This is a genomic window from Syntrophorhabdus sp. (genome assembly GCA_012719415.1).
Lineage (GTDB): Bacteria > Desulfobacterota > Syntrophorhabdia > Syntrophorhabdales > Syntrophorhabdaceae > Delta-02.
This window is the reverse complement of sequence record JAAYAK010000120.1, coordinates 1-5,819: the sequence shown is the minus strand read 5'-3', so window position 1 is coordinate 5,819 and position 5,819 is coordinate 1. Positions and strand designations below refer to the sequence as shown.

4 protein-coding genes are annotated in these 5,819 nt (G+C 60.6%); all 4 read left to right on the top strand.

The window, feature by feature from the left end; all coding sequences use genetic code 11:
• The coding region (locus tag GXX82_07420) for a (4Fe-4S)-binding protein (GenBank protein NLT22860.1) at positions 1 to 513 on the top strand (513 nt) is incomplete at its 5' end.
• A gap of 32 nt (positions 514 to 545) precedes the next feature.
• The gene (locus GXX82_07415) at positions 546 to 1,700 is read left to right on the top strand and encodes a (Fe-S)-binding protein (protein NLT22859.1); all 1,155 of its coding nucleotides are present in this window, start codon (positions 546 to 548) and stop codon (positions 1,698 to 1,700) included.
• A gap of 112 nt (positions 1,701 to 1,812) precedes the next feature.
• Positions 1,813 to 4,878, top strand: a complete 3,066-nt coding sequence (locus GXX82_07410; protein NLT22858.1) for a CoB--CoM heterodisulfide reductase iron-sulfur subunit A family protein — start codon at positions 1,813 to 1,815, stop codon at positions 4,876 to 4,878.
• A gap of 24 nt (positions 4,879 to 4,902) precedes the next feature.
• Positions 4,903 to 5,748 (top strand): hydrogenase iron-sulfur subunit, encoded by an 846-nt coding sequence (locus GXX82_07405; GenBank protein ID NLT22857.1) that lies wholly within the window; start codon positions 4,903 to 4,905, stop codon positions 5,746 to 5,748.
• Positions 5,749 to 5,819: the final 71 nt, after the last annotated feature.

Genomic DNA, 5,819 nt, shown 5'->3' with positions numbered 1-5,819 from the left:
ACGATCAAGGTTGATGCCGACAAGTGCAACGGCTGCCGTGGATGCGAGATAGTCTGCTCGGCCTTTCATTCAACGCCGAGATACAGCGGCATTAATCCGGCAAGGTCTCGCATTCAGATAATCCGCGACCCGCTTAAAGACATATGGCTTCCTATATTCGCCGGCGAATACACCCCGGCGGAGTGCATGGGCAGGGACAAATACGTCATCGACGGCAAGGAATACGATGAATGTACCTTCTGCAGGGCCACCTGCCCCTCCAGGGACATATTCAAGGAGCCCGATTCGGGCCTTCCCCTGAAGTGCGACATGTGCGAGGATGATCCGCCACGCGAAAAGCCGATGTGTGTCGAGTGGTGTCTCAATGACGTTCTGACCTATGAGGAGAGGGAGGAGGAAGTAGAAGAGGGCCTTGAAGCGGAAGACGTAGAAGTAGGCCTTTCCTCCATGATCGACAAATACGGAATGGACAAGATAACCGATGCCCTGGCCCGGATGTCCCAGAAGGGCTAGAACATCAGGATAACAGAAGAGGATTAATTACCGTGGAAATCATAGCCCCCTTCAAAGAGGTAATAGACGAGATAAAGGAGAAAGGCGGAGACGCGATAAAGTACTGCTACCAGTGCGGCAAGTGCGACACCGTCTGTCCCTGGAACAAGGTGCGCAAGTTCTCCATGAGGAAGCTGATCCGCGAGGCCACCTTCGGCATAAGCGAGATCGAGAAGGAGGAGATCTGGCGCTGCACCACCTGCGGCAAGTGCCCCCAGCGCTGCCCCCGTGACGTCAGGCAGATCGACGACATGATGGCCATCCGCAGGATGGCGACGGGCTACGGCGTCTTCGCCGGCCCCGTCAAGCCCTACCGCGCCGTGGCCTCAGGGCTCTCCGGCCAGGGCAACCCCTTCAACGAGGACAGGAAGACCCGCGCGGCCTGGGCCGACGGGCTCGGCGTCAAGCCCTTCAAGGAGGGGATGGAGTACCTCTACTTCCCCTGCTGCTACTGCAGCTACGACCCCCGCCTGAAGAAGGTCGCCCAGGCGACGGCGAAGGTCCTGAAGAAGGCGAACGTCAGCTTCGGGATCCTCGGCGAGAAGGAGGTGTGCTGCGGGGAGTCCATACGCAAGACGGGCAACGAGGACCTCTTCAAGAAGCTCGCGAGGGAGAACATCAAGGCCTTCATCGACGCGGGCGTGAAGAAGATACTCGTCTCCTCCCCCCACTGCTACCACACCTTCAAGAACGAGTACCCCGAGTTCAAGGTGAGCTTCGACGTCGTCCACGTCTCCCAGCTCATCCCCGGGCTCATAAAAGAGGGCAAACTGAAACTCTCCGGCGCGTACGCGAAGAAGGTCGCCTACCACGACCCCTGCTACCTGGGCCGCCACAACGGCGTCTTCGACGACCCCCGCGAGGTCCTGCAGGCGGTCCCCGGCATCGAGTTTGCCGAGCTGCCCGAGGCGCGCCTCGACTCGACCTGCTGCGGCATGGGCGGGGGCAGGGTCTGGGCGGAGACGGAGAAGCACGAGCGCTTCTCCAACATACGGGTGGACCAGGCACTGGAGAAGGGCGCCGTCGAGCTCGCCACCGCCTGCCCGTACTGCATCACGGCCCTCGAGGACTCGCGGCTCGTCATGAACCACGCCGACGAGATAGAGGTTAAGGACATCACGGAGATCATTGCCGACGTGATGGAGTAGTTAGAGAAGAATAAAACCGATGAGGTGACAGAAAGTGGAAAACGTCATATCGCTCAACGAAAATATCAAGGAGCTGGTGAAGACCGGCCCGCAGGGCAACTTCGGCGACGTCATGGTCGTCGGCGGGGGCATAAGCGGCATCCAGGCGTCCCTGGACCTCGCGACCGCCGGCTTTCGGGTGTACCTCGTCGAGAAGTCCCCGTCGATCGGCGGCCACATGGCCCAGCTCGACAAGACCTTCCCGACCAACGACTGCTCGATGTGAATTCTCGCACCCAAGCTGGTCGAGGTCGGCCGGCATCCCAACATCGAAGTACTTACCTATACCGAGGTTGACAGTGTCGAGGGGCAGGCGGGAGACTTCAACGTAACGCTCCTGAGAAAACCCCGCTATATCAGGGAAGACAAGTGCACGGGCTGCACCGTCTGCGTGGAGTACTGCCCGGCGAAGTACCCGGACCAGTACAACCAGGACATATCGATGAACAAGGCGGTCCACGTCTACTTCGCGCAGGCCATCCCGCTCATCACCTACATAGACGAGAGCTGCCTCTACCTGAAAGAAAAGAAATGCCGCATCTGCGAGGCGGTCTGTAAGAACGACGCCATCGATCTCAACCAGCAGCCGAGAAAGGAAGAGATCAACGTGGGCGCCATCATCCTCGCCCCGGGCTTCGAGCCCTTCGACCCGAAGGTCCGCGAGGAGTACCGCTACGGCGAGTTCCAGAACGTTGTCACGAGCATGGACTACGAGAGGCTCCTGTGCTCCACCGGCCCCTACGGCGGCGAGATACTCCGCAAGTCCGACCTGAGGCACCCCCACAACGTCGCCTGGATCCAGTGCATCGGCTCCCGCCAGGTGATAGAGGGCGGCAACAGCTACTGCTCCGCGGTCTGCTGCACCTACACCCAGAAGCAGGTCATCCTGACGAAGGACCACGACGCCGACGCGAAGTGCACGATCTTCCACAACGACGTGCGCGCCTACGGCAAGGACTTCGAGCGCTACTACGAGAGGACCGAGGCCCTCCCCGGCATCCGCTTCTTCAGGAGCTACCCCTCGATCGTTAAAGAAGACCCGGTGACGCACAACGTCACCATCCGCTACTCCACCCCCGAGGAGGGGGTCATCGAGGAAGAGTTCGACATGGTCGTCCTCTCCATCGGCATGAACCCGCCGAAGGGCGTCGAGGATATGGCGAAGCAGTACGGCATCGAGCTCGAGTCCCACGACTTCTGCAAGCTCGACCCCAGGAACCCCATGATAACGAACCGCCCGGGCATCTTCGTCTCCGGTGCCCTCCAGGGCCCCATCGACATCCCCGAGTCGGTCTTCAGCGCCTCCGGCGCCGGAAGCCAGATCGGCGAGATGCTGGACTACCGCCGCGGCAACCTCTCGAAGGAGAGGATATACCCCGAAGAGAGGGACGTGTCCCAGGAGGAGCCCAGGGTGGGCGTCTTCGTCTGCCACTGCGGCGCCAACATCGGCAGGATCGTCAACGTCCCCGGCACGGTGGAATACTGCAAGACACTCCCCAACGTCGTCTACGCCCAGGAGCAGCTCTTCTCCTGCGCCACCAACTCGGCGAGGGAGATAACGGACAAGATAAAGGAAGAGGGCCTAAACCGCGTGGTCGTCGCCGCATGCTCCCCGAGGACCTTGGAGCCGCTCTTCCGCGACACCCTGCGCGAGGCGGGGATCAACCAGTACTACTACGAGATGGCCAACATCCGGGAGCACAACTCCTGGGTCCACCAGAAGGAGAAGGAAGAGGCCACCGAGAAGGCCCATGACATCATCAGGATGTCCGTTGCACGGGCCTGCCAGCTCGCGCCCCTCCAGGAGTTCGACCTGCCCGTCGACAAGAGGGCGCTCGTCGTCGGAGGCGGCATCGCCGGCATGAACGCCGCCCTGTCCATAGCGAACCAGGGCCACGAGGTCTACCTCATCGAGAAGGAAAAGGAGCTGGGCGGCATCGCGAGGAGGATCCACACGACCCTCCAGGGCCTCGACGTCCAGGAGTACTTAAGGGACCTGAAGGCGAAGGTCTACAAACACCAGCTCATCCACGTCTACCACAACGCGACCATCACGGAGGCGACGGGCTACGTCGGCAACTTCGTGACAACGGTTGAGTCCGACCGGGGCACCACCGCGATAAAGCACGGCGCCTCCGTCCTCGCCATCGGCGTCGACATGTACACCCCCACGGAGTACCTCTACGGCGAGGATGAAAGGGTACTGACCCACCTCGAGCTGGAGGAGAGGATAACGGCAAACGACGAGAAGGTGGTCAATGCCCAGAGCCTCGTCATGATCCAGTGCGTGGGCTGCCGCAACGAGGACCGCAACTACTGCTCGAGGATATGCTGCAGCGAGTCCATCAAGAACTCCCTGCTCCTCAAGGAGAAGAACCCCGACATGGACATCTACGTCCTCTTCAGGGACGTCAGGACCTACGGGTTCAACGAAGACTACTACCGCCTGGCCGCCGACAAGGGCGTCAGGTTCATCCGCTACGAACCGCAAGACCCGCCCGTTGTCGAACCCGGCAAGGCAGAGGACAAGCGGCCCGTCCTCAAGGTCACCGCGACGGACTACATCCTCGGCAAGAAGCTCGAGCTCGACGCCGACATCATAGCGCTGGCGGCCGCGGTCATCCCCTCGGCGGCGACGAAGGAAGTGGCCGGCCAGTTCAAGGTCACCCTCTCCCCCGACGGCTTCTTCAAGGAGGCCCACGTGAAGCTGCGCCCCGTCGAGTTTGCGACGGACGGCGTCTACCTCTGCGGGCTTGCCCACTATCCGAAGTTCATCCAGGAGACGATCAACCAGTCCTACGGGGCGGCCGGAAGGGCCCTTACCCTCCTGTCCCACGATATCGTCGTGGCATCGGGGAGCGTCTGCGCCGTCAACGAGAAACAGTGCATGGGCTGCGGGGCATGCGTCGAGGTCTGCACCTACGGCGCGCTCGAGCTCAAGGAGACGAAGCAGGGCAAGAAGGTCGTCGTCAACCCCGTTCTCTGTAAAGGGGACGGACTGTGCAACACCAAGTGTCCCACGGGGGCGATCCAGCTCAGGCACTTCACCGATGAAGAGGTCATAAGCGAGATCGACGTAGTCGTCCCCGAGGACGAGATCTTAAAACAGATCGACGCGGCAGCAGCCGCCGATGCGTAAACCTTAAGAAGGAGGTGGGAACAGATGAGTACAGCAAAGTTTAAACCGAGAGTCCTGGGTTTCGCCTGCAACTGGTGAGCGTACGGCGCAGCTGACCTGGCTGGAGTCTCCAGACTGCAATATACAACTGAAATGAGAATCATCCGCGTCATGTGTTCCGGACGGGTGGACATGGGATTTGTGCTCAGGGCCTTCCAGAACGGAATAGACGGTGTCTTCCTGGGTGCGTGCCACCTTGGCGAGTGCAACTACATCACCCACGGGAACTACCAGGCCAAGAACATGGTGCTCCTCATGAGGAGGATCATGGAACACGTCGGCCTCAACCCCGAGAGGCTCCGGATCAACTTCATGTCCGGTGCCGAGGCGAACGTCTTCACCGAATCCGTCAACGACTTTGTCAAGACGGTAAAGGGCCTTGGCCCCATCGGCAAGGGCGAGGGCATCGAGCCCGGGGAACTGAAGGCCCGCCTTAATGACCTCAAGAAGCTCATCCCCTACTTCAAGATGGTAAACCGCGAGAAGCTCGCCTCCCGTCTTGAGGGTCACGACCACGAACAGGAGGAGAAGCTCTTCACGAAGGAGGAGATAGACAGGCAGTTCGCAGATGTCTACTCCTACTACATCGACCACGGGAAGTGCCAGGCCTGCATGACCTGCGCGAGACGCTGCCCCGTCGATGCGATCATAAGCGTGAAGCAGCAGATCCACATCGTCGACCAGGACAAGTGCATAAAGTGCGGGACCTGCTTCGAGGTCTGTCCTCCCAAGTTCCGTGCCATATCGAAGATCACCGGGCCCGTACCGCCCCCTCCCCCCGAGGACAAGAGGGCCGTCATCAGGAAGGGCAAGGAAGAAGCAGCGGGGTAATACCACCCGCCATCGCATGGAGTTCGACAGGTATCCATCCGGCAGGGGAAGCCGGGTGGATACCTTTTTTT